Source organism: Flavobacterium collinsii, assembly GCF_902804485.1.
Classification (GTDB): domain Bacteria; phylum Bacteroidota; class Bacteroidia; order Flavobacteriales; family Flavobacteriaceae; genus Flavobacterium; species Flavobacterium collinsii.
Map to the genome: position 1 here is coordinate 1 of NZ_CADCST010000157.1, position 19,937 is coordinate 19,937.

Sequence of the window (19,937 nt, forward strand, 5' to 3'; positions counted from 1 at the left end):
TGTCTTAAAATTCCGGTTGCCACTGCTTTGACATCTTCAATATCCGGAGAAAATTTCCCATTGAAAGCGGCATGAGCTTTTGCAGCCAAAATTAAGTTCAAATGAGAATGTATAAAACAAAAAACAGTTGCAAGAACGGTCTTGCAACTGTTTAATTAATTATTTTTATGTAATAATCTGTATCGCTTTTGTAGGTCGAGACAAATTAATAATGATCTCTCTGCTTTTTAAGTTACGAGACAATCTCTTTACATTTTTATAAAGAATTTTATTGATTTACAGGCACTGTTTTACAAGTACCATTACAAGAAGTCATCGGACTTTGTTTATGAGTATATGTATCTTCTTCTGCGTATTGACCTCCTTTAATTTTTTCTAAATTTAACTTTGTAACTACTTCTTTTCTTAAGACTAGGTCTACAATCAATTTTTTCTTCATAATTTTAATATTTTTTGTTAATAATAATCAAATATATAATTTTAAACTTACGTTTCATACATTTACACAAAAATTTCATACAAAAAAACAAAATATCAACAAGAACGAATAAATGACAACGCAGGTATATAAAAAAATAAATCTAAAACTAGAAATTAAACTGGACGAAATTTATGAGGCTTTAAAAATAGACAATGATTCTAAAAATATTGGGATATTTACTGGGCTTTCAGGAACTTCACTTTTCTTATTTTATTATTCAAAATTAAAAAATAACGACGACGCATCTGAAATTGCTATTACACTAATCAAGAAATGTTTCGAAAGAATAAATGAAGGCTACTCACACACCACTTATTGCAGTGGAATAACTGGTTTTGGATGGCTACTTGAGCATTTACTAGAAGAAGATTTTATTGATTTTGATAACGACGAATTATTGGTTGACCTGGACGATTATTTGCTAAGTCAAATGAAAAATGATTTTAAAAATAGCTACTATGACTTTTTACACGGCGGTATCGGATACGGTTTTTATTTTCTTAAACGTTATAAAAATACTTCATCAATAATTTTAAAGAAAAAATACGAGGAAAACCTTTTAAGAATAATAACCTATTTAAGGGATAATTCAGAAAAAAAAGGAAACACAATAAGATGGGCTACAGAGAAAAACAATGATGATCAGCCATCTGAATATAATTTAAGTTTAAGCCATGGCATTACCAGCATAACTAATTTTTTGTGCAGATTACACACTGAAAATATTTTCAGACCGCATGTCGAAGATATGATTGTTGAGAGTACTAATTTTATACTTTCTTGTAAAAATCAAAATGAAGATTGTTTTTCATTATTTCCCAATAACCAAGCAGAAGATTCAGAACATCAAGAAAATCTCAACCCCAAAAACAGTAGATTAGCCTGGTGCTATGGAGATCTAGGAATTGGCATCACTTTGCTCAACGCTGCCAAAGTTCTTAATAATAAAATATTTTTTAAAGAAGCCATCCAAATCCTAACACATGCTTCACTCAGAACAGCACCTGAAAAAACCTTGGTCAACGATGCAGGGATATGTCATGGAGCATTTGGAAATGCATTAATTTTTAATCGCATTTTTAAAATCACTAATAACCCCATTTTTTATGAGGCATCTCTTTTTTGGTGTAATCAAGGGTTAGAAATGTCATATCATAAAGACGGAAATGCAGGGTATAAGAAATGGTTTCCTGAAAAAGAAGAATGGAAAAAAGAAATTTCATTACTAGAGGGAATCGCAGGAATTGGATTGACAATTATAAATTTATTAAGTTTATCAGATCCGAATTGGGATGAATGCTTAATGCTAAGTTAACTAATAATTCAAACAAATGAACACGCATATTCCATATAAACATTTTGAAAACTACATTCTCAGAAGCCCTTTAAAACCAATATCATTTTTTAAAAACCTTACTTCAGAAACAGAAATTACAAACAAATATTTAACAGATTTACTGGATGATTCCTCAATTAAAGAGGCCATATATCTTGCATCACCAGAATTTCACAATGAAATTTTAAAGTGGAAAAATAATTCCCCAAATAAAGGATCTGATGACAAAATCAAGTATTCGCTTCTAAAATACCTTTCTCGTTTATCTTCAAGATGCACCCCATTTGGGCTATTCGCCGGATGTGCAATAGGCTACGTAAATAAAAATACTAATATAGTGCTGGAAGAGAGCACTAAGAATCTAAGACATACTAGATTTGATATGAATTTCTTAGTTGCTTTAGCGCATAATATTGAAAAAATTGATTTTGTAAAGCAACAGCTTATCTTTTCTCCAAATAAAACAATTTATCAAGTAGGAAAGAACATCAGATATATAGAGTACATATATACAGACGGAAAAAGAAACCATCAAATTGCTTCATTATACAACTCAAAGTATATTACAAAAATTCTAAACTCTTCTAAAAACGGCAAACTTTTTAAAGACATTGTAAAGACAATTACAAATGAGAACATTGATATTGAATTAGCAATTGAGTTCGTAAATGACCTAATCGCAAATCAAATACTAACAAGCAACTTAGAACCATCTATTGTTGGAATTGAATTTTATGATCAAATTATTGCAACTTTATTGCCTTTAGAAAATACGGCTCATTTAGTGAAGGATTTAATAAAAATTAAAAAATTAATTTCTAATCTGGACAAATCACATGACAATCAAATAGTACAATATCAAGAAATTATTTCATTAGTCCAAAAATTAGACACAGGGCTTGATTCTAAATACTTGTTTCAAACCGACATGACACTAACCACAACTGTAAATAATATAAGCGTAGATATTATTGAAGAGGTAAAAAAAGCAATTTCATTGTTGAATAAATTAAGTGTAAATTCTGAGAATAAAAATTTATCTGATTTTAAAAAAAGTTTTCTAAAAAGATATGAAGGCAGAGAAATTTCATTAGCACACGCTCTAGATACCGAAATTGGCATAGGGTATCTGCAAACAGGAAATCAAGGAGATCTGAATCCTTTAATTGATGATCTAAATTTTGCAGATCCGAACAGAAACAACCTTTCTTCTCAAATCACTTCTACATACAATCAAATTATTCATAAAAAAATAATAAATGCTTTTATAAATAATGATTACATCATTTCTCTTAACGAGAATGACTTTTTTAACGATCAAGTTCAATGGGACAATCTTCCTGATACAATGTCAACTATAATTGAATTAGTAACCGTTAATGAAAATCAAAAAATTAAATTTGATAATATTGGAGGTTCTAGCGGAGCTAATCTTTTGGCAAGATTTTGCCATGGAGACAAAAATATTCACCGACATGTAAAAAAAATTATTGATGTCGAAACAAAAATAAATGAGACTAAAATCTTAGCAGAAATTGTACATCTGCCACAAGCCCGAATTGGAAATATTCTGGCAAGGCCTTCTTTGAGAGAATTTGAAATTCCTTACTTAGGAAACTCCATAATCGACCGTAAATTTCAAATTCAAATTAGCGATTTATATATATCGATTAAAAACAACAAAGTAATTTTACGTTCCAGGAAACATAATAAAGAAGTAATTCCAAGATTGACTAATGCCCATAATTACTCCAATTTATCATTACCAATATATCATTTTTTATGTGATCTGCAAACTAGCGAAAAAAGGACTGGTTTAACTTTCGATTTAGGGAATATTGTGAGCGAATATAATTTTATTCCACGAATTGAATTTGGAAAAATCATATTTCATGAAGCAACTTGGTTCATTGACACCAATTTATTGAAGCCCGCTTTTGACAATTTAAACAATCATTGTGAATTAAAAATTAAAATTTCAGACTTTCAAAAAGATAACAAAATACCTGATTTAATTTTGCTAGTCGAAGGAGACAACCAACTATTAATTAATTTAAAAAACATTACTTCTGTAAAAATGTTTTTAGATACAATAAAATCACGCGAAAAGTTCAAGATAATAGAATTTTTATTTTCTGAAGATAGTATTGTAAAAAATAAGAATGATGAATACTATTCTAATCAAATAATACTTTCGTTTTACAACCATGAAAAACTTAACTACTAAAATGCCAAAAAAATCTAACATCCAACGAAATTTTATTGTAGGAGACGAATGGTTATATTATAAAATTTATACCGGTTTTAAAACATCTGACCTTATTTTAACTGAAATATTTAAACCATTAACAAAGGAATTGATCAAAAGTCAAAAAATCAAAAAATGGTTTTTTATACGTTATTCAGATCCTGATAATCATCTTAGGATTAGATTTCAATTTTCGAAGGAACAAGAATATTTTGAAGTTATAAATAAACTTAATCCCTTATTAAAAAAATATTTAAACAAAGATTTAATCTGGAAAATACAAATTGACACCTATCAAAGAGAAATTGAACGATACGGAGAAAAAACTATTGAACCTTCTGAGGGACTTTTTTTTCATGACAGCGTTATGATAAGTGAATTCCTCGATTTAATTGAAGGAGAAGAAGGAGAAGAAATACGATGGTTATTTTGCTTAAAAGCTATTGATCAGTTTTTAAATGATTTTGAATACAATAATAAACAAAAATTGAATCTTCTTGAAAATTTAAAAAACAATTTCGCTGCCGAGTTTAGAATGGATAAGCACTTAAAAATACAGGTTGATACTAAATACAGGTTAAAAAGAAAAACAATTGAAACATTTATGAATTGTTTTACAATAGGTGAAAATCAATACATCGAAATTGAAAATATCTTAAAAATAAAAAGTCTTTCAATTTCTACAATAGTTGCAGAAATTCTTAACTATCAAAATCTCAACTTAGATGACTTCCTAAATAGTCATATTCATATGCTAACTAATCGATTATTTAAATCAAATGGGAGGTCAAACGAAATGGTGGTATATGATTTTTTATACAGACACTATAATTCGCTAGAAGCAAAAAACAAAAAGCAAATACACTAAATTTATAATTTAGTGCATTTGCTCACCATCATAAAAGAAAGAACTAAACCTGTCTCTTGAAGATTGTTCTAAACTGGTAAAAAAGACGTTCAATTAGTCTTAAGTCTTGTGTAATAATATCTGCACTACCGACCATTTCTTGCTGAAAATTAATCTGTTTTTTATATGACGTTTCCAATCCATTAGGTAACGACACATCAATTAATATATTATTATCTTTATCTGGTGTCAATGAGATCTGAGTAATTTTTCCTTTTATAACTCCATATTCTGTATCTGGGTAATTCGACAATCTTATAGTAACATCCTGTCCCGCTTTTATTTTTCCAGAATTTAAGGCTGGTGCTTTTAATTTTCCAATATAATTACTTTTATCATCAGGAATTACTGCAAATACAACAGAGCCCGCTTCAATATTTTGATGCACTGCCCAAATTTGTAAAAAAGTTATTTTTCCTTTTATAGCTGAACGTAAAACATAAGACAACTCCCAATCTTTGATAACTTTCTTAAGTTGATAAAATGACTGAATAACATTACGCTCCAAATTAACGTTCTCCGTTTTTTCATTAATTTGAGTAGATTTGCTTTTCCTATTTAACTCATTTAGTGATGATTTTAAAGTAGAGATTGTATTTAAAATTCCTTTAAAATTTTTTTCGGATTGCAGATACAATAATTCCTGTTTTTCTACTTCCTGAGTAGATATTATACCTTTTTTAAATAGTCCCTGATAACGTAGTAAATCTTTTCTTTGTAATTGTAATTCACTGATATTGATATCACGTTGAGATTCTAAAAGATTTAATCGTTCTTTTATCTGGGTAGATTCATAACCTTGGGCAGCTCCTTCAATTTTGTATGGTTGAAGATTGCTATTTAATTCATTTATCGCGCTTTCTTTCTGAAAAACTGCATAGGCACTCTCAATTTCACCCAGTTGCAAAGATTTTAATTTTTCAAATGGAAATTTGGTTTTATTTATATCGATAGTATCAACTATATTTTTTAAAAGAAAAACATCATTATAGTTTGCTGCATTTTCGATTATCGCCAACGGAGTATCTTTTAAAACGGTTTCTTTATCTTTTACCAAAATAGCTTCAATCATTCCTGAAACTTTTGCTACAAGTTTTTCCGGAGGAATTGCAGTAGTGATTGTAATTTGACCTGAAATGATATCCGGATATTTTAACACCCAAGAAAGTAAAACTAATAAGGCCACGAAACCAAATAAAAGAGTATTACCAAAAAGTAAAATAGATTTAGGAGGATCAGAGAGTATATCTCTAACTTCCTCACTATGAATTTTTATATTTTCATCTATCTCATCCATATATTTATTTTATAAAATTATTTTGAAAAATTAATTATTAGTTCCCTAGCTCTAATTGATTTTTCACCAACTCATAATATTTTCCTCTTAAGTGGGTTAATTCATTGTGGTTACCATTTTCAACAATTTCACCATTTTCAAGAACTATAATATTATCCGCGTTCTTAACAGTGCTTAGTCTGTGAGCAACAATTATGACTGTTTTTCCAATAGTAAAATTATTCAGGTTTTCCATAATAGTCTTTTCATTGTTAGCGTCTAGAGCACTGGTTGCTTCATCAAAAAAAAGATACAGCGGATCTTTATAGACTGCTCTGGCAATCATTATTCTTTGTTCTTGACCACCACTTAATCTAATGCCAGATGTACCCAACTCTGTATTATATTTGCCCGGTAATTTTTGAATCAACTCGTCCAGATTTGCCACAAATGCCGCTTTAACTAATTTCTTCTTATTGATTACCACATTCTGCTCTGATTCTGAAATGTTTCCAGCTATAGAATCATTAAACATAAAAGTATCTTGCATAACTGCTCCACAGTTCATTCTCCAAAAATCATTATTGACGTTGTTCAATTCAACATCTCCAACATTTATAGTTCCCTCTGTTGGACTGTAAAATTTCAGTAACAATTTCATCAAAGTAGTTTTACCACTCCCACTTGCGCCAACAATTGCAGTAGTTTTACCTTCCGGTATTGAAAAAGAAACATTTTTTAATACAAAAGAAGACGATTTTCCTCCATATTTAAATGATAAATTCTTTATTTCAATTGTTTTATTATAAGGCAGTTCTCTTACTTTCTCGTTCTGTTCTAAATCCTCATCCTCACGAGTATGCAATTGCGATAACCTTTCTAAGCTTATTTTTGCATCTTGCCAGGTTTGAATAAAAGTTATAAAACTGTTTAACGGTAAATTTAGTTGTCCTACGATATACTGTGTAGAAATCATCATTCCCAGTGTCAAATTTCCATCAACTACCGCTTTGGCGGCCAGAAATGTTATCGCCATGTTTTTAAACTCATTGATAGATGTCGCCCCAATTGACTGAAATTGAGCTAATTTTAAAGAACTTAGTGAAGTCTTAAATAATTTTATCTGCATAAATTCCCATTTCCACCTATTCTTTCTTTGAGAATTATTAATTTTTATTTCTTTAACTCCATTAATAATTTGTATCAAACTAGTTTGACTTAAAGAAGTTTCTTCAAATCTTTTATAATCTAATTCTGCTCTTCTTTTTAAAAAAAAGAAAGTCCACCCTATATAAATTATTGTCCCGAAAATGAAAACAACAAAAATACTTGTATTGTAATAACATAATATACAGTTAAATACAATAAAAAGTATTACTGAAAAAATCATATTTAATGTTGAAGACGAGACAAAACTTTGAATTCGATCATGATCAACAATCCTTTGCAAATGTTCACCGGTGTTTCTTGTATCAAAATAAATAACAGGAAGCTTAAGCATTTTATATAAAAAATCTGAAATCATTTTTATGTTAAAACGACTCGTTATATGTATTAAAATCCATTCTCTAAAAATACTTACAAGAGTTTGTGACAAAATCAATACAAATTGAGCAATAAGAATAAGATAAATAAAAGAAATATCGCTATTATTAACCCCTACGTCAACAATAGTTTGCATTAAAAAAGGCAAAATAAATTGTATGACCGTTGCAACAAATAATCCTACAAAAAGTTGTACAATTAATTTTCTGTAAGGCTTAAAATAAGGCAACAAAAAAGAAAAGCCTTTATTGTTACTTACCTCATCCTGTTGTAAAGAGAAATTGGTATTTGGTTCTAATAACAATACAAAACCCAAACCATCATCTGAATCAGTCCAGGATCGTAAAAACTCTTCATGAGAATAGGTTAATAAACCTTTAGCAGGATCAGAAACATAAATTTTAGTTTTACTCGTTTTGTAAACAACAACAAAGTGTTTATTTTTCCAAGGAGAGATAAACGGAGTAGGAAGCTCATTTACAAGACTTTCCAAAGAAACCCGCATTCCAAGTGAGCGCATTTCAATAGATTCTGCTGCTTCCGCTATACCAGCCATAGTCACTCCTTCTTTTGTTATATGTGCTTTCTCTCTCAATAATTCTCTTGAAAAAGTTTTACCATAATGTTTTGCAATTATTCTAAGACAAGTTGGCCCACAGTCTCGGGAATCTAATTGTTTAAAAAAAGGAAAATTATTCTTTAATGCCATAAGCTTAACACGTGTATATTTGTAAAAATTCTTGTAATTAATCTTTTTTTTGAAGACTTTGAAAAATATAAAACCTTATTTATAAAAATTAAAATTCTTCATTAATTCTAAAAATCTCATAGACTTCAAATTGGATTAATTTCTAAAAATTTTGAATAAGTGAAATTATATGGCTGATTACTTAAATCAATATCTTTTAGCACTGAAAACCATTTTTCCTTGATCATACTACACTTATCTTTAATCTCATTATACATTATCATACCATTTTCAGAAAAGAAATTTTGTGCTAAGTTTTCAATTTTAATTACATCCTGAGCATATTTGTTCAAATAAAAAGAAATCCTACCAAATGCTTCATGTTTTTTCTCTGCGCAGAAAACATTATTATCCAAGCAAGCATCCAGACAAATGAGTGAGCAATAGTAAGAAAATATATTATGAAATTTCATATTTATTGTAACAACTTCTTTAAATCCTACTTCCTCAATCTCAATTACATCCAAGATAAAGTTTTTATCTCCTTTAAAAAAAAGATCTTTATCTGCAAGAAGAGTATTTAATATGACATGGCCGCTTTGCTTTGCAATATCATCAATAAAAAATACTTCATTATAATCGTCCTGAAAAGCATTAAAAAAAACGATACCATGAGCAGAAAGAGCCGCAAATGAGTTTCTCTGAAGATTGTCAAGCCTGAAGACAACACACTTTGGTGAATACTTCTCTACTAATAAAAAATATTCAGGACAATACATTTTAATGAGATTGTATGCTGCAGTAATAGTTGCAAAGTGAGTTTTAGAAATTTCTTCAACCTCAACATCAAGTAATTTATTTTCGTAATTAAAGTAAAACTGTTTTAATAAAGAAATTGGATACTTTAATATTTCAATTTTGGTGTTTTCAATTTTTTGAACTTTTTCAAAATGAAATTTTACAGCTAACTCATCTTTATATAACTCAAAGTTTTTTATTTTAAAAACTAAATTCACATCAAAATATGTAGTAGAGAACCAGCCAACATTTGGAATATAAAACCGTCCACAGTTGTCTGTTGTAACTTTTACTTCTTCTAAAACATCTGTAAATCCACAAATCAAACTATTGAGATTACTTCTTTCCGAGTCAATACAATTAAAGTAAGAGAATAGTAATGGTTCATTAAAAACCTCCTCATTATCAAAGTCAATAACATCAAATATATTTTCATTCTCTTTATAAAGAGCTAATTTTATATTATCATTTAAAATATTTCTGCCGTTTGACAGAAATCGATCAATATCAATAAAATTCATTGTTTTTTGTTTAAAACTAAAGTTTTATAACTAATTTAAAAAAATCAAACGCTATAAAACTAAGGGCAATTTAATACTATATAGTCTTTACTGCTATACAAACTTGTAGAGTTGAAGATTTTTTTTAACATAAAAATCTTCAATAGGGTTGCTTTCTGCAAATTGGGAATACGTAAAATTATACGGTTGATTTTTCATGTCAAAATCCTCTAATAAAATCTTATATTTTCTCAAAGTTTCAAAATATTTATTTTCTATTTTTTCAACTATTTCAATTCCTAACCTTGTAAAAACTTCATTTATCTCACCATAATTAACAATGACCAATTTCAATCTATCAAGATCTAAAGTACATTTTAACAAATAAAATGTAATTCTGCCCAATGCTTCATGCTCTTGTCTATTTTTAAAGACATTATTCGTTACACAACTGTCAAGACAAAGCAAAGTGGTATAATAAGTATATAAAGCATGAACTAAGGTATAAACATCTCTATGATCTTCTAAACCAATTATACTTTCTACTCTCTCATTTTCATTTATTTTAAACACTGAGTTTTTGTCATGTAGTATCGTAGTCAAAATTATATGCCCTGTCTGATGTGCTACATCATCTACAAAAAAAACTTCATCGTAATCCTCTTGATAAACGTTAAAAAATGCAATTCCATGTGCACTTTTTGTAGCAAAAGAATTAATACTATCAGGATGAGTTTTAAACATTAAAATCTTTTTACAACACTCCTCTATCAATTTGTATTGCTCATGAGAGTTTTCTTTTATAAACGATAACGCATTTGTAAGTAATTTGATGTTTTTGGCATAAATATTTTCATCAATAATTATTTCTTCATTTGGCAACAAAACTAACTTTTCGAAAATATTTTCTAATAATTTCACCGGATGTTTTAAAAGCTCGATGGTTGTATTTTCGATAATAATGATAGGATCAATTAGTTCTTCTGTACTTTTTCTAAAGTATCCAACATTGGGAACATAAGCTATTTCCTGAGAGCTAAAAGAATGTTCAAGTTCGATTTTTTCAGGAAAAATAAAATATCCTTGTATAATTTCCTTTAGTAAATGATCTGAAAATCCAAAATCTTCTTTTAATTTATAAAAGCTAAACAGCAAAGGCTCTAAGAAAACATTATCATCTTCAAAATCAACTTTTTCTAGTAACGATGGATTTTCTTTATAAATCAATAATTTAATTGTATTTACTAACTCTGTTTGATCTATCATAATTTATTAAAATTCTAATTATATCAATAATACCTAAAAAAAAATTCTTGTGAATTCACAAGAATTTTTAAAAAAGAATTTTCTTGAAAAATTATCCAAGTTTTGCTCCAATAATTTTTGAATCTACTTCTAATACACCTGTAAGATGACACCCAGCTTCTGCTGCTATTTTTCCTCCAGAAATACTGTTCATAACTTCTTCAGATGTAACTGATTCTGCTCTTTCTTTTAATGCTTCAAAACTTAATTTCATAATTTTTTAATTTAATTATTAATAGATTTTTATTTTAAAAACTGATTTTATTTTTATTTGATAAACTTAAAATTTCTAAAACAAGCTAATAAAAAGCTTTAGTTTAATTCAAAAAAAAATCTCACGGATTATGTCCATAAGATTTTTTAATTATTTTTAAAATTACTGTAGCTGTGCTTGCGCAAGTTTTGCTCCAATAATTTTTGAATCTACTTCTAAAATACCTGTAAGGTGACATCCAGCTTCTGCTCCTCCAGATATACTGTTCATAACTTCTTCAGATGTTACTAATTCTGCTCTTTGTTTTAAAGCTTCAAAACTTAATTTCATAATTGTTAGGTTTAATGGTGTAATAATAATTTATTTTAACCAATATCATCTCATTAATTCATAAATTTTCAAAAATAAATGAGAATAATATTAATAATGTCAAATATATAAATATAATTTTAACCACAATACAATTCTTACTTTTTTTTCAAAAAATAAATTCAAACCAGAAATCAAAACCCAACATAGCAAGATTTTACCTAGTAAAAAATATAATTAAAGCAATGTTTTAATGATAACTTCTCCTGTTATACCTTCGGCATCAGCTTTATATTTTTTAATAATCCTGCGTCTCAAAATTCCGGTTGCAACTGCTTTGACATCTTCAATATCAGCCGCAATTTCTTGCACACTAGGAAAACATTACCACCTACCAAAATATTATCATTATTAGCTTTGTTAATTAAATAATTACATTCGAAATCAAAAAATAGGAGGCATCAAAATTAAATTTACAGGTCGAATCACTACTTTACCATCTCTGCTAACTATATCTTCTCTTAATCGGCATAACTAATCCATACAATGAAGTAGCGTTCGTCGTCAAAGTAAGTATACACGCTGTTGGAGATAGTGAACAACGCAGCGCTCCTGCCCATCTGGAAGGCCAGCACGGCCGCGGAAAGGGCACTCGTACCGAGTTGTTCCAGCAGTAGATTCAGGCCTTTGAGGTCAGCGGCTGACAGGCCGTCAATATGGGCTTTGATGTGGTTCTCGAGGATCACCAGTTGACTCAGGTCTAAGTTCAGCGCCTCGACGGCATGGGCACGCAAAATGGCGAGGGAGGTGACTTCTTCATTGTACTGGTCGAGAATGAGGGGATTGACACCTAAATACCTCCAAGCCCAAAAGTAAGCTAACACATATCAAGGTGTTATCTCATGCCAGAGTTCTCCATCGTTGCTCCAGCACAGTTTTTAGGCCCACTGGACAGCAGTACACCATCGACGGCATGCAGATGTTGGCAAGTGGGTGCTGAAGTAATGCCCATATCCACGGGCTGTAAGTCATCGGTGCTCTCCAGCCAGAAAAGCCCACTCTCAGTGGCCACGTACAGCCGCTCACCAAACCACTCCAGTTCCCAGAAGTCATCGGTCGAAACGTCATGCTTTATCACTTCCCAGTGCTCGCCGTTACTGCGCAGCAAGGTGCCCAGTTGCCCGCAGGCGAATACCAGGTCTTCACGTACCACTTTAACTTGATGAAGCGCCAAGTTGATGGGCGAGTCAATTGATTGCCAGATGCCTTGCTGTCGATGCCAAATTTCACCGTTGAATCCTACGGCATATACACTGGCTTCCTTCAGACCATCCACCGAATTGCAACCTGATGAATCGGATATAGAGGCAACGATAGCGCAGAAACCCTTTGCATGCTCACAAAGATGATCCACAAAAAAAAGCCTCGCAATTTACGAGGCTTTTGATAATCGGTTTTACAACAGTTTCTGAATGATAACTTCTTCTGTTATTCCTTCGGCATCTGCTTTATAGTTTTTAATAATTCTGTGTCTTAAAATTCCGGTTGCCACTGCTTTGACATCTTCAATATCCGGAGAAAATTTCCCATTGAAAGCGGCATGAGCTTTTGCAGCCAAAATTAAGTTCTGAGAAGCCCTTGGTCCTGCTCCCCAATCTAAATAATTTTTAACAAAATCATTTGACAAAGCATTATCAGGACGTGTCTTGCTGACTAAAGTTACCGCATATTCAATTACATTATCGGCTACGGGAATCCTACGAATCAAATGCTGAAAATCGATAATTTCCTGCGCAGTGAATAATGGATTAATGGTTGTTTTAACATCAGAGGTGGTACGTTTCACTACTTGAACTTCTTCTTCAAAAGTTGGGTATTCTAACTTAATAGCAAACATAAAACGGTCTAATTGCGCTTCCGGCAACGGATAGGTTCCTTCCTGCTCAATTGGATTTTGGGTAGCCAATACAAAGTAAGGCAAATCTAACTTATAGTTTTGACCTGCAATGGTAACAGAACGTTCCTGCATGGCTTCAAGTAAAGCAGCCTGTGTTTTAGGCGGAGTCCTGTTGATCTCATCGGCCAAAATGATATTAGAAAAAATAGGCCCTTTGATAAATTTAAAATATCTGTTTTCATCCAGAATCTCACTTCCCAGAATATCCGAAGGCATTAAATCCGGCGTAAACTGAATTCTTTTAAAATCTAAACCTAAAGCCTGAGACAAAGTATTAATCATTAAAGTTTTTGCCAAACCCGGCACACCAATCAAAAGAGCATGACCTCCTGAAAATATACACAGTAAAATTTGATCTACAACGGCATCCTGGCCTACAATAATTTTTGCTATTTCGTTTTTTAATTCGTTTCGTTTCTGAACTAAATTATGAATTGCTGTTACGTCAGACATTTAGATATGTTTTTTAAATTAAAAAGAGTTAGTATTATGAATTCATAAAACTAACTCTTTTTCTTTATTTAATAAAAATTATTTTTTTAGCCAATTGTAAACAAAATTACAATCTCTGTATTCTCCAATAATTTTGATATACGTATCTTTTATTTTATTATCAAACCATTTTGAAATTGTCGTGATCTGCTTTTCTTTCAATGCCAAGTCTTTAATTTTAGTATAATCCTTAGCATAATCTGCAGTATGCGCATCAATTCTATTGGTAACTGTAACTATTTTATACGTTTTTTTCTCTTTATCATCTGTATTTAAAACTGGTTGAGAGATTTCATCGTCTTTTAAATTAGAAACCTGACTGTATAATGTCGGATCCATCTTAGTCAACTCAAAACGGGTATCTTGTGTATTCGGATTAATTAAAACCCCTCCATTTGCTCTTGTTTCCTTTTCATCAGATTCTGTTCTCGCGGCCTCAGCAAAAGTAATCTCTTTACTAACAATTTTATTTCTAATATTCGTAATTCTTTCTTTCGCCTCTTTCAAAGCAGCTTCAGAAATTGTAGGCATAATTAAAATATGGCGTAATTCAATTTCCTGTCCTTTGATTTTTTCTACCATAATAATATGATATCCAAAAATAGTTTTAAAAGGCTCCGAAACTTCCCCTTCTCTCAAACTAAAAGCAACATCCTTAAACTCTTTTACAAAGGGCGTTTTTCTGTTCATTTTATAAAAGCCACCACTCGGAACAGAAGCTTTATCTTGAGAATACAAAACGGCTTTGGTAGCAAAACTAGATCCTGCCAGAATATCTTTTCTCATCGCATTCAGCTTATCTACTACCTTTTGCTCATCTTCTTTTGAAACTTTAGGCTCTACCACAATTTGTGCCACTTCCATTTCAGCTCCGAAAGTTGGTAACTCCTCTTTTGGAATCTTTTTAAAGAAATTACGAACTTCTTCCGGTGTAATTTCAACCGCATCCACAATTTTCTTAGTCATTTCTGAAGCTAATTTTTGCTCTTTTAAGATATCTGCAAAATAGGTTTTAAATTCTTCAACTGAATTCTTTTTGTAATAAGCTACAACTTTATTAATATCTCCAACTTGCTGAGTCATTGTACTTAACTTATCCTCCATAATACTCCTAATCTCCGCATCACTCACTACAATACTATCCTGAATCGCCTGATGTGCATACAATTTATCTTCTAAAAGCTTACCTAGCATCTGGCATCTGGTAATGTCTTTTGTAGATCCTCCTTGTCCCGAAATTTCTAAAAATCCTTTATCAATATCCGAATCCAAAACAATATAATCTCCAACTGTAGCAATAATACCGTCAATTTTTAGCTTTTGTCCAGATGGAACGACAATAGCGGGTTTGCTAACTACTGTATCCTTAATAACTTCCTGGGCCGAAATAATTGAGTTGAAAAAAAATAAAAAACACATTGTCAACACGAATTTGAAATCAATTGTTTTTAGCGATAATTTTTTTAATAACATTATTTAAAATTTAATTTGAATGTATAAGGTCTTGCTTTAGAATTTCGTCTTAAACCGAGCTTACTTTGAAATACTTCAGGGATATACTTCCGGAAACATTAAACTATTAAGATCTAGTTCATTTTGACTTATAACGAACAAAAATAACAATTCAATTACATAATACAACTATCAGCAATACTATTAACAAAAAATTATAGAGCTGGTCTTCAATTTTATTAGTAACTGACTTCTAAGCCCCGTTAAATAGCTACTAAAAATCGCACTAAGTTGTTATTAAGTCCTGAAACAATACGTTTTGGAAACAGGCTTTACTAAATTTCAAACCTTTAAATACGGTTGTAACAAAAAAAAGTTATCAACACTACAACGTTTTCGTGGGATAACTATTTTCCTGCAAAATCGAATGAAATCAAAAAACATATACTTTAGATACGTAATTAATAATTTAAGAGCAGATAAATTACGAATAACACTTCTTTTTAGGCCGATAGATTACAATTGCAAACTTTATTAACTCATCTTAACCAAATCGAAAATTATGAAAAAACCAATTCTACAACTTTACCTGATTGCAGCGATTACTTCATTTTTAGGTTCATGTTCTCAAAATGAGACAGTTGAAACAGATTCAAAAGCTCAGAGTCAGCAATTTGAAATTATTAACGTTACACATCATGACGGAAGACCTTTCAGTACCGGAACGTCTAATTCATCCTTAACCGGAAAATACGTAGACAATCCTGGTGGCGGAGTTATGATGCAGGCCTTTTACTGGGATGTTCCGTCCGGAGGAACCTGGTGGAATACGGTAAGCAGCAAAGTAACAGCTTGGTCGAATGCAGGAATCGGCTCTATATGGCTTCCTCCTGCCTCTAAAGCACAAAACGGAGCTTTCTCTATGGGATATGACCCTACAGATTATTTTGATTTTGGAGATTACAATCAAAATGGTTCTATAGAAACCCGATTTGGTTCAAAAGCCGAATTGGTCAGCTTAATTACCAATGCACATACTGAGAATCTAAAGGTATATGCAGATATTGTTATCAATCATAATAGTGGCGGACAATCAGAAGCCAATCCTTTTACGGGAACCAATACCTGGACTAATTTTGGCGGAGTGGCTTCCGGAAAGTTTACACGTAATTATAATGACTTCTACAAGAACAGCTACGGAAATAACGACGAAGGCGCTTTTGGAGGCTTTCCTGATTTATGCCATGCCAACCCGCATGTACAGGACTGGCTGTGGCTAAGAGCTGACGGTGTGGGTAAATATTACAAAAATACGATGAAGTTTGACGGCTGGAGGTTCGATTACGTAAAAGGCTTTGGCGCCTGGGTAGTAAACTCCTGGAATGCTAATGTTGGCGGATTTTCGGTTGGAGAATTATGGGATTCTAATGTAAATGTGCTAAATGACTGGGCAAACAACGCCAACAGTTCGGTTTTTGATTTTGCCTGTTATTACAAAATGAATGATGCTTTTGACGGAAACAATCTGGCATTACTGAATGATGATATGATGTGGAAAAGAAACCCTTACAAAGCTGTAACCTTTGTAACCAATCACGATACTGATGAAATCTGGAGTAAATTATTAGCGTATTCCTATATATTGACACATGAAGGTTATCCAACTATTTTTTACAGAGATTATGAAGAGTGGTTAGACAAGAGCAAACTAAACAATCTGATCTGGATTCATAACAATAAAGCAACCGGAACAACTTCAATTTTATATTCTGACAATGACGAATATGTAGCACGAAGAAATGGTTACAACGGAAATCCCGGATTGGTTGTTTACATTAATAACTCTGACGTCTGGCAGGAAAGATGGGTTCAAACCAATTGGGCTAGCACTCAAATCAAAGATTTTACCGGAAATTCGAGCTGGTATCCAACAACTCAGGCCGATAAATGGGTAAAAATACAATGTCCTCCAAAAGGATATTCAATTTGGTCTGTTAACCAATAATTTCAAAATTCGTAATTCTGAGGCTGTTCTAAAAAAACAGCCTTATTTTTTGAACAACCCAACTTTAATAAAACAAAAGACTTCCCAATTTAAGAAGTGAATATTTTTATTAAGCCGTAATTAATAGTACTTTTGCAACCTATTTATACGAAATATGAGCTTTTTAAAAGAAATACAACGCAGAAGAACATTTGGAATTATATCGCATCCTGATGCCGGTAAAACAACTTTAACAGAGAAGTTATTGTTATTTGGAGGAGCTATTCAGGAAGCAGGAGCTGTAAAAAATAATAAAATAAAAAAAGGAGCAACGAGTGATTTCATGGAAATCGAACGCCAAAGAGGTATTTCGGTTTCAACATCTGTACTTGCTTTTAATTATAAAGACAAAAAAATCAACATCCTTGATACTCCGGGACACAAGGATTTTGCCGAAGATACTTTTAGAACTTTAACGGCTGTTGACAGTGTTATTGTTGTAATTGACGTTGCAAAAGGAGTCGAAGAACAAACAGAGAAGTTAGTAGCTGTTTGTAGAATGCGTAACATTCCGATGATTGTTTTCATCAACAAATTAGACCGTGAAGGAAAAGATGCTTTTGATTTGATGGATGAAGTAGAGCAAAAACTAGGTCTAACCGTTACGCCTCTAAGTTTCCCTATCGGGATGGGTTATGATTTCCAGGGAATTTATAATCTTTGGGAAGAAAACATCAACCTTTTTAGTGGAGACAGCCGTAAAAATATCGAAGAAACGATTGCTTTCTCTGATGTTCAAAACAATCCGGAATTAGATAAAATTGTGGGTCAAAAAGCAGCTGAAAAACTTCGTGAAGAATTAGAATTGATCGATGAAGTTTATCCAAAATTTGATCGTCAGAATTATTTAGATGGTAAATTACAGCCTGTTTTTTTTGGATCGGCTTTGAATAATTTTGGGGTTCGTGAATTACTAGATTGTTTCGTTCAAATCGCTCCGTCGCCAAGACCAAAAGATTCTGAAACTCGTTTGGTTGATCCGGCAGAAGAAAAAATGACCGGTTTTGTGTTTAAAATCCATGCGAATATGGATCCAAAGCACAGAGACCGTTTAGCTTTTATTAAAATCGTTTCTGGAACTTTTGAAAGAAACAAACCTTATTACCACGTTCGTCAAAAGAAAAATTTAAAATTCTCGAGTCCAAATGCGTTCTTCGCTGAAAAAAAAGAAATTGTAGACATTTCTTATCCAGGAGACATTGTAGGTTTACACGATACAGGAAACTTTAAAATTGGTGATACATTAACCGAAGGAGAAATAATGAGCTTTAAAGGAATTCCAAGTTTCTCTCCGGAACATTTCAGATACATCAACAACGCTGATCCTATGAAAGCTAAGCAATTAGAAAAAGGAGTCGATCAGTTAATGGATGAAGGAGTTGCACAGTTGTTTACTCTGGAAATGAACAATCGTAAGGTTATCGGAACTGTTGGTGCACTTCAATATGAGGTAATTCAGTATCGTTTAGAACACGAATATGGTGCAAAATGTACTTACGAAAACTTCCCTGTTCACAAAGCGTGCTGGGTTAAACCGGATGATGCTAAAAATGAAGAATTTAAAGAATTTAAACGTATCAAACAAAAATTCCTCGCTCACGATAAATACGGTCAGTTGGTATTTCTTGCTGATTCAGATTTTACAATTCAAATGACGCAAAGTAAATATCCAAGTGTAAAATTGTTTTTTACCTCAGAATTTGACTAAGAAATTTCAAAATATCCAATAAAAAAAGCGCTAATTTAAAATTAGCGCTTTTTTTAAATTTGAATTAATCCAACCTTAATTAGTTAATATGTTCCAAAATTAATATCTTTTATTTAGGAAGTCGCAATTTACGGCAATGGATTCAAAACAAGAAATTTTGTCGACGAAAGTAAAAATAAATCCGTCAAAATGCATTTTTATTTGTTTTAATCGCAAATACACAAGGATTTGTACCGATTGACAAAATTCACACACATCCGTTGTATCACAGTGATAAAAATTATCAAAAATTTCTTTACCAGACTTTCCTGTAACAGCTTATGCCTTTTCAGGGCAATATGATTCATTATCTTAATTTATAGTGCGTTGCACTATTTTTATGTTTTTGGGCTTTCAGCCCATTTTTAGCCATTTCAAATATCTATACCAGGAGAGAACACCAATTATAAAATCAGCTGTAATAAAATGATCTCATAAATAAAAAGCTGAAATCGTTAATAAAGGAATAACTTCTATCAGCTCCTAACATACATTTTATATTGAACCAAAATTTGCCTTAAAATTTTAGCTTTTGACTAGTCCTAAAATAGGTTGACAAGTTTTACAATATTAATTAAAACCAGTAAAGTTCTCTTTGCTGGTTTTTTGATATACAAAATTAGGTGTTTTCATTTTCA

General features: G+C 31.4%; 16 protein-coding genes and 2 pseudogenes. 5 read left to right on the plus strand and 13 right to left on the minus strand.

Annotated features, from left to right (window positions below):
• Nucleotides 1–98: pseudogene (locus FLA105534_RS22630) on the minus strand (AAA family ATPase); the annotation flags it as partial.
• A gap of 170 nt (nucleotides 99–268) precedes the next feature.
• The gene (locus FLA105534_RS22635; RefSeq protein WP_173968346.1) at nucleotides 269–439 is read right to left on the minus strand and encodes a hypothetical protein; all 171 of its coding nucleotides are present in this window, start codon (nucleotides 437–439) and stop codon (nucleotides 269–271) included.
• Between the two features lie 112 nt (nucleotides 440–551).
• Here FLA105534_RS22635 and FLA105534_RS22640 point away from each other — a divergent pair, with 112 nt between their 5' ends.
• Genes FLA105534_RS22640 through FLA105534_RS22650 form a run of 3 tightly spaced genes read left to right on the plus strand, consistent with a single transcriptional unit; the run spans nucleotide 552 to nucleotide 4,933 of the window.
• Entirely contained in the window at nucleotides 552–1,796 is a 1,245-nt protein-coding gene (locus tag FLA105534_RS22640; protein WP_173968347.1) for a lanthionine synthetase C family protein, read from the plus strand.
• Between the two features lie 16 nt (nucleotides 1,797–1,812).
• Nucleotides 1,813–4,044 carry a lantibiotic dehydratase family protein gene (locus FLA105534_RS22645; protein WP_173968348.1) on the plus strand — a complete coding sequence of 744 codons (2,232 nt, stop codon included), beginning with the start codon at nucleotides 1,813–1,815 and terminating at the stop codon, nucleotides 4,042–4,044.
• Nucleotides 4,025–4,933: a thiopeptide-type bacteriocin biosynthesis protein gene (locus FLA105534_RS22650; RefSeq protein WP_173968349.1), complete on the plus strand. Its 909-nt coding sequence runs from the start codon at nucleotides 4,025–4,027 to the stop codon at nucleotides 4,931–4,933. Before FLA105534_RS22645 ends, FLA105534_RS22650 begins: the two co-directional genes overlap by 20 nt.
• 43 nt (nucleotides 4,934–4,976) lie before the next feature.
• On the opposite strand, the gene FLA105534_RS22655 is transcribed toward FLA105534_RS22650, so the two are convergent.
• From FLA105534_RS22655 to FLA105534_RS22705, 11 genes and pseudogenes are all read right to left on the minus strand, one after another.
• Complete coding sequence (locus FLA105534_RS22655) at nucleotides 4,977–6,269, minus strand: HlyD family secretion protein (RefSeq protein WP_173968350.1); 1,293 nt, start codon at nucleotides 6,267–6,269, stop codon at nucleotides 4,977–4,979.
• Between the two features lie 37 nt (nucleotides 6,270–6,306).
• Complete coding sequence (locus tag FLA105534_RS22660) at nucleotides 6,307–8,502, minus strand: peptidase domain-containing ABC transporter (RefSeq protein ID WP_173968351.1); 2,196 nt, start codon at nucleotides 8,500–8,502, stop codon at nucleotides 6,307–6,309.
• A gap of 125 nt (nucleotides 8,503–8,627) precedes the next feature.
• The gene (locus FLA105534_RS22665) at nucleotides 8,628–9,800 is read right to left on the minus strand and encodes a hypothetical protein (protein ID WP_173968352.1); all 1,173 of its coding nucleotides are present in this window, start codon (nucleotides 9,798–9,800) and stop codon (nucleotides 8,628–8,630) included.
• A gap of 93 nt (nucleotides 9,801–9,893) precedes the next feature.
• Entirely contained in the window at nucleotides 9,894–11,045 is a 1,152-nt protein-coding gene (locus FLA105534_RS22670) for a hypothetical protein (RefSeq protein ID WP_173968353.1), read from the minus strand.
• Between the two features lie 91 nt (nucleotides 11,046–11,136).
• On the minus strand, nucleotides 11,137–11,298 hold the full coding sequence (locus tag FLA105534_RS22675) for a hypothetical protein (RefSeq protein WP_173968354.1): 162 nt from the start codon (nucleotides 11,296–11,298) through the stop codon (nucleotides 11,137–11,139).
• Nucleotides 11,299–11,460: 162 nt separating this feature from the next.
• Nucleotides 11,461–11,628, minus strand: a complete 168-nt coding sequence (locus FLA105534_RS22680) for a hypothetical protein (protein ID WP_173968355.1) — start codon at nucleotides 11,626–11,628, stop codon at nucleotides 11,461–11,463.
• A 216-nt stretch (nucleotides 11,629–11,844) separates the two neighbouring features.
• Nucleotides 11,845–11,973, minus strand: a pseudogene (locus tag FLA105534_RS22685) (AAA family ATPase); the annotation flags it as partial.
• A 155-nt stretch (nucleotides 11,974–12,128) separates the two neighbouring features.
• Nucleotides 12,129–12,491: a hypothetical protein gene (locus tag FLA105534_RS22690; protein WP_173968356.1), complete on the minus strand. Its 363-nt coding sequence runs from the start codon at nucleotides 12,489–12,491 to the stop codon at nucleotides 12,129–12,131.
• 11 nt (nucleotides 12,492–12,502) lie between these two features.
• On the minus strand, nucleotides 12,503–13,021 hold the full coding sequence (locus FLA105534_RS22695; protein ID WP_173968357.1) for a beta propeller repeat protein: 519 nt from the start codon (nucleotides 13,019–13,021) through the stop codon (nucleotides 12,503–12,505).
• Between the two features lie 42 nt (nucleotides 13,022–13,063).
• On the minus strand, nucleotides 13,064–14,017 hold the full coding sequence (locus tag FLA105534_RS22700; protein WP_173968358.1) for an AAA family ATPase: 954 nt from the start codon (nucleotides 14,015–14,017) through the stop codon (nucleotides 13,064–13,066).
• Between the two features lie 78 nt (nucleotides 14,018–14,095).
• Nucleotides 14,096–15,529 carry a peptidylprolyl isomerase gene (locus FLA105534_RS22705; RefSeq protein ID WP_173968359.1) on the minus strand — a complete coding sequence of 478 codons (1,434 nt, stop codon included), beginning with the start codon at nucleotides 15,527–15,529 and terminating at the stop codon, nucleotides 14,096–14,098.
• A gap of 541 nt (nucleotides 15,530–16,070) precedes the next feature.
• Between FLA105534_RS22705 and FLA105534_RS22710 the strand changes: the two genes are divergently transcribed.
• Both FLA105534_RS22710 and FLA105534_RS22715 read left to right on the plus strand, forming a co-directional pair.
• Entirely contained in the window at nucleotides 16,071–17,513 is a 1,443-nt protein-coding gene (locus FLA105534_RS22710; protein ID WP_173968360.1) for an alpha-amylase, read from the plus strand.
• Between the two features lie 154 nt (nucleotides 17,514–17,667).
• On the plus strand, nucleotides 17,668–19,260 hold the full coding sequence (locus FLA105534_RS22715; protein WP_173968361.1) for a peptide chain release factor 3: 1,593 nt from the start codon (nucleotides 17,668–17,670) through the stop codon (nucleotides 19,258–19,260).
• The last annotated feature ends 677 nt before the right edge of the window (nucleotides 19,261–19,937 follow it).

Bases quoted from the DNA above. Each gene is read 5' to 3' on its own strand.
- FLA105534_RS22705 (WP_173968359.1), bottom strand. From the start codon at position 15,529: ATGTTATTAAAAAAATTATCGCTAAAAACAATTGATTTCAAATTCGTG.
- FLA105534_RS22700 (WP_173968358.1), bottom strand. From the start codon at position 14,017: ATGTCTGACGTAACAGCAATTCATAATTTAGTTCAGAAACGAAACGAA.
- FLA105534_RS22660 (WP_173968351.1), bottom strand. From the start codon at position 8,502: ATGGCATTAAAGAATAATTTTCCTTTTTTTAAACAATTAGATTCCCGA.
- FLA105534_RS22640 (WP_173968347.1), top strand. From the start codon at position 552: ATGACAACGCAGGTATATAAAAAAATAAATCTAAAACTAGAAATTAAA.
- FLA105534_RS22650 (WP_173968349.1), top strand. From the start codon at position 4,025: ATGAAAAACTTAACTACTAAAATGCCAAAAAAATCTAACATCCAACGA.
- FLA105534_RS22675 (WP_173968354.1), bottom strand. From the start codon at position 11,298: ATGAAATTAAGTTTTGAAGCATTAAAAGAAAGAGCAGAATCAGTTACA.
- FLA105534_RS22665 (WP_173968352.1), bottom strand. From the start codon at position 9,800: ATGAATTTTATTGATATTGATCGATTTCTGTCAAACGGCAGAAATATT.
- FLA105534_RS22655 (WP_173968350.1), bottom strand. From the start codon at position 6,269: ATGGATGAGATAGATGAAAATATAAAAATTCATAGTGAGGAAGTTAGA.
- FLA105534_RS22635 (WP_173968346.1), bottom strand. From the start codon at position 439: ATGAAGAAAAAATTGATTGTAGACCTAGTCTTAAGAAAAGAAGTAGTT.
- FLA105534_RS22715 (WP_173968361.1), top strand. From the start codon at position 17,668: ATGAGCTTTTTAAAAGAAATACAACGCAGAAGAACATTTGGAATTATA.
- FLA105534_RS22680 (WP_173968355.1), bottom strand. From the start codon at position 11,628: ATGAAATTAAGTTTTGAAGCTTTAAAACAAAGAGCAGAATTAGTAACA.
- FLA105534_RS22645 (WP_173968348.1), top strand. From the start codon at position 1,813: ATGAACACGCATATTCCATATAAACATTTTGAAAACTACATTCTCAGA.
- FLA105534_RS22710 (WP_173968360.1), top strand. From the start codon at position 16,071: ATGAAAAAACCAATTCTACAACTTTACCTGATTGCAGCGATTACTTCA.
- FLA105534_RS22670 (WP_173968353.1), bottom strand. From the start codon at position 11,045: ATGATAGATCAAACAGAGTTAGTAAATACAATTAAATTATTGATTTAT.